Annotated in this window: 4 protein-coding genes and 1 pseudogene; all 5 read left to right on the top strand. The window is 38.8% G+C overall.

Annotated features, from left to right (window positions below; genetic code table 11):
- Positions 1-924: DUF4271 domain-containing protein (locus VNZ46_RS28280; RefSeq protein WP_325564873.1), on the top strand; the 924-nt coding region annotated here is incomplete at its 5' end.
- Between the two features lie 18 nt (positions 925-942).
- Positions 943-1,713 (top strand): uroporphyrinogen-III synthase, encoded by a 771-nt coding sequence (locus VNZ46_RS28275; protein WP_325564871.1) that lies wholly within the window; start codon positions 943-945, stop codon positions 1,711-1,713.
- A 93-nt stretch (positions 1,714-1,806) separates the two neighbouring features.
- Positions 1,807-3,162 carry an SUMF1/EgtB/PvdO family nonheme iron enzyme gene (locus VNZ46_RS28270; RefSeq protein WP_133783427.1) on the top strand — a complete coding sequence of 452 codons (1,356 nt, stop codon included), beginning with the start codon at positions 1,807-1,809 and terminating at the stop codon, positions 3,160-3,162.
- Between the two features lie 42 nt (positions 3,163-3,204).
- Positions 3,205-4,011 carry a gliding motility protein GldL gene (gldL, locus tag VNZ46_RS28265; protein WP_325564867.1) on the top strand — a complete coding sequence of 269 codons (807 nt, stop codon included), beginning with the start codon at positions 3,205-3,207 and terminating at the stop codon, positions 4,009-4,011.
- Between the two features lie 43 nt (positions 4,012-4,054).
- A pseudogene (locus VNZ46_RS28260) lies at positions 4,055-4,481 on the top strand (gliding motility protein GldM); the annotation flags it as partial.

Raw genomic sequence — 4,481 nt, 5'->3', positions numbered from 1 at the left:
GTAAATGCTCAGGCTGTGCCGCAGCAACCGCTCGATTCTGCAGTGAAGCCAGTGTATAGATACCGGGTGGTGAGGGATTCTGCATTTTATGCAAGACAAAAATTTGTAACCGACTCCATTTTGATGCACAGTTGGCTGATTCCGGATTCTTTGCTCAGTTCTACGCTGCTGATGGACAGTATTATGAAACTGAAGGTATACAGCAGGCCAGCTGGTGAGCCCTGGTATACGATTTATAATAAAGTGAAAAAAGAAGATTTGTTTAAATCCGGAACACCTTTACCTAAAGGACAGGTTTGGATCTTGGGCTTTATTGCATTTCTGCTGGTTGTTTTTGCCATATTGAGGAATTCTTTTTCCAAGCAGCTGGATATTATTGTTCAGTCCTTTTTCAGTAACCGGATTTTAAATAATTTAAATAAGGAAGATAACCTGTTTACTTCCTGGCCATTTTTGCTCTTATTTATACAGTTTGGTTTCACCATTGGAATGTTTTTCTATCTGGTGACGCAGTTTTACAATATTTCTTATTGGGGTGGCGGATTCCGGTTCTTTCTGACCATTTCTGTACTGATTGTGATTTTATATGCAGTGAAAATTATTCTTTTACGGTTAATGGGTTTTCTGTTTAACATACAAAAGCCGGTACATGAATATATTTCTATATTATATTTAAGTTATTTTAATATTTCTCTAGTATTTATTCCCCTGGTGGTGGCATTTGCCTTATCTCCACTGAGATATGGTCTTTATTATATTGCAATTTCTTTCATTCTGCTGGCTGTAATCTTTGCATTTCAGTTTATTAGAGCAGGTATAAATATTTTATCTCATTATCGGCTTTCAAAAATCTATTTATTTTTGTACTTTTGTGCCCTCGAAATTTGTCCTATTTTGATATTAATCAAGGCAATAGGGTTATAATAAAGCGGTAATTAGATAATGCAAGAAAACAAAGAAGATAGGTTGCGTAAGGTAAAAAGTATATTGATTACTTTACCGAAGCCTGAAACAGAGAAGTCGCCTTATTTTGATTTGGCTAAAAAATTCAATTTAAAGATAGATTTTAGGTCTTTTATCCATGTTGAAGGAGTTCCTGCTCGGGACTTTAGAAAGGATAAGATTAACCTTGCTGATTTTACAGCGGTTGTTTTTACCAGCAGAAATGCCGTAGATCATTTTTTCAGAATTTGTGAAGAAATGAGATATGAGGTTCCTTCTGATCTGAAATATTTCTGTATTTCAGAATCAACAGCCCTGTACCTGCAAAAGTATATTCAGTACCGTAAACGGAAGATATTTTTTGGAAAACAAACAGCTGCGGATCTTGCTGAGGTATTGAAAAAACATGCCAATGAGAAGTTCCTGTACCCATGTTCTGATGTGGCTACAGAGGATACCATGAAATTCCTTCAAAAGAACGGGTATGATTTTACACCAGCTGTGCTGTTCAGGACGGTTGTGAGTGACTTATCTGATCTTGCTGAGGTCTTTTATGATATCATCGCATTTTTTAGTCCTTCCAGTATTCAGTCTTTGTATACCAATTTCCCTGATTTCGCTCAAAACAATACTCGTATAGCTGCTTTTGGTGTGAATACGCATAAGGCGGTTACAGATAATGGTCTGATCGTGGATATTGCCGCGCCTTCGCCTGAGGCCCCTTCGATGATTATGGCGATTGAAAACTATATTAAAAAATCAAATAAATAAGAATTCGATTCTGCTGAAGCCTTTTTTATAGCTGAATAATTGTTTATATCAATGATTATTGATAAAATTGTTATAAAATTGCTTCAGTAGAATATGAGAAAAATTTACTTTTTTGGTTTTATTGTTGTTGCAGCATTATTTTCCAGTTGTGGAAAAGGCGGTCAGGGCGAACTGGTCGGTGTTTACAACAAGAAATTCAAAAATAATAGAATCCCGTTAGGGATGGTTTATATCCCCCCAGGCCGTACGCTCATTGGCATGTCAGATGAGGATATCAACAATACTCAGAGCGCTCCAAGCAGAATGACCTCTTTTAGTGCGTTCTATATGGATCAAACAGAAATTACGAACGCGGAGTACCGCCAGTTTGTAAATTGGGTAAGGGACTCTATCGCCATTACCATGCTTGGCCCAAGCGGAGCCCCTAATTTATTTAAGCCTGTACCAACAACCCAGGGCGGTGCAACTCTGACCTCCAACAGAGACATTGACTGGAGAAAAGCAGGCGATCTGTGGAAAGGAAAAAATAATGCTTATGCGAGTAAGCTATCGGATCTCTACTATAGTGGTGACGATGCCCTTCCAGGAAGACATGAAATTGATATCCGCAAACTCAAATATTCTTACAGTATTGTTAACCTCGATCTTGCCGTACAGGGAAGAAAGGACAAAACCAAAAACCGCAAGGATTTTATACAGAGCTATGTGGATTCTCCGGATCCAAGTAAACCAAACGAATTTCCTTCTGTTGCGGTTTATCCGGATACCTTGGTTTGGAAAGTAGATTTTTCGTATTCCCAGAATGACCCAATGGTTAAAACCTATTTTAACCACCCGTCCTACGACAATTATCCTGTGGTAGGTGTAACCTGGGAGCAAGCCAATGCTTTTTGCGTATGGAGAACCAGGTTCTATCAATCGGTTGCGGCTTCGAGAAGAATGCCTTTGAATGCAAGACCAGAATACAGGCTGCCAACGGATGCTGAATTTGAATATGCAGCAAGAGGTGGAAATGTGAAAACCAAATATCCCTGGGGAGGACCTTATGTACGGAATGCCAAAGGCTGTATGCAGGCTAATTTTAAAGTTGGACGTGGAAATTACTCTGATGACGGTGGTTTGTATACGGTGAATGTTAAATCGTATTTTCCAAATGACTATGGCTTGTACAATATGGCGGGTAATGTAGCGGAATGGACAGTGACAGCATACAATCAGTCTGCTGCCCCAATGCTTTCAGACTTCAACCCGAACTTTACGTATGTGGCTAAACCTTCAGATAGCAAATACCTGAAACGTAAAGTTGTTCGTGGTGGATCATGGAAAGATATTGGTTTCTTTTTACAGAACTCTGTCGCTACTTATGAGTACCAGGACCAGGCAAGGTCGTACATTGGTTTCAGATGTGTGGTTTCTTATCCAGGATCTGATATCAATTATAAAAATTAATCATAACAATTAATTATACAAATTATCTCTATCTAAATTCGCATGGCAGCAACACGTAAATTCGACTGGTTACACGTAGCAATTTCCTGGGGTGCAAGTATTGTAATCCTGGGTGCATTATTTAAAATTCTTCATATTGGGGGTGTCCTTGGTAATTATGCCATAGGGATTGGTTTGGGGGTTGAGGCTTGTTTATTCTTCCTTACTGGTTTAAGACAACCACCTGCGGAGCCAGAATGGGAAAGAGTTTATCCTGAATTGAGTGACAGTTACACGGGAGAGTTACCAAAAACTTCATCCAGACCTGTTGCTGCAGTTTCAGCCGGAAATACAGCGGCATTAGATAAAATGCTGTCAGACGCTAAAATTGGTCCTGAATTGATCGAAAGTCTGGGTACCGGCCTTCGTACATTTGGGGATAAAGTTGCTGCGATTTCAAATGTTGCTGATGCTTCGGCTGCCACAACGGAATTTACGGGTAAATTAAAGTCCGCTTCTGCAGGTTTTGAGCAATTGAACAGTGCCTTTGGAAAAGCGACAGAACAATTGGCTGAAATGGGCAAGAGCAGCGGAGAGTCCAAAGCTTACCATGAACAGGTAACGGCACTGGCTAAAAATCTTTCTGCTTTAAATGCAGTTTATGAATTGGAATTACAGGATTCAAGTGCGCATTTAAAGTCAATGAATAAATTTTATCAAAATCTTTCTCTGACCATGAACAACTTTAACGAATCCATGGAAGATTCTAAACAGTTCAAGGAAGAAGTGGGCAAACTGGCCAAAAATTTATCTTCACTAAACGCCATTTATGGTAACATGCTGTCTGCAATGAATCAGACCCGTGTTTAATTAGTAGTTTAATTTATTAATTAACCAAAACAGACCTATTAAAATGGCCGGAGGAAGAGAAACAACAAGGCAGAAGATGATCAATATCATGTATTTGGTATTGCTTGCCATGCTTGCATTAAACGTATCGGATACCATATTGAATGCTTTTAAAAACATCAATGATAGTTTAGAATCATCCAAGACGAACGTAAATACAAGTGTGGATCAGTTATTTTCTGCATTTCAGAATACAAAATTAAAAGAAGAACCTGCAAGGGCACAGCCAATTTGGGAAAAAGCCAATAAAGCAAAAACTTATGCAGACGAGCTCAATACTTATGTTGAAAAGTTAAAGCAGCAATTTGTTGCTGAAGGCGGGGGTCTTGATCCGGAAACTGGTGACATCAAAAGAAGAGAGAATCAGGATATTGCCCAGGACATTATGATCAATCATAAAGAAGGCGATAAATTGAAGGATAAGATTAATG

Source organism: Pedobacter sp. (assembly GCF_035566355.1).
GTDB lineage: Bacteria > Bacteroidota > Bacteroidia > Sphingobacteriales > Sphingobacteriaceae > Pedobacter.
Note: the sequence above shows the minus strand (reverse complement) of the source record. Positions and strands in the feature narration are given on the sequence as shown.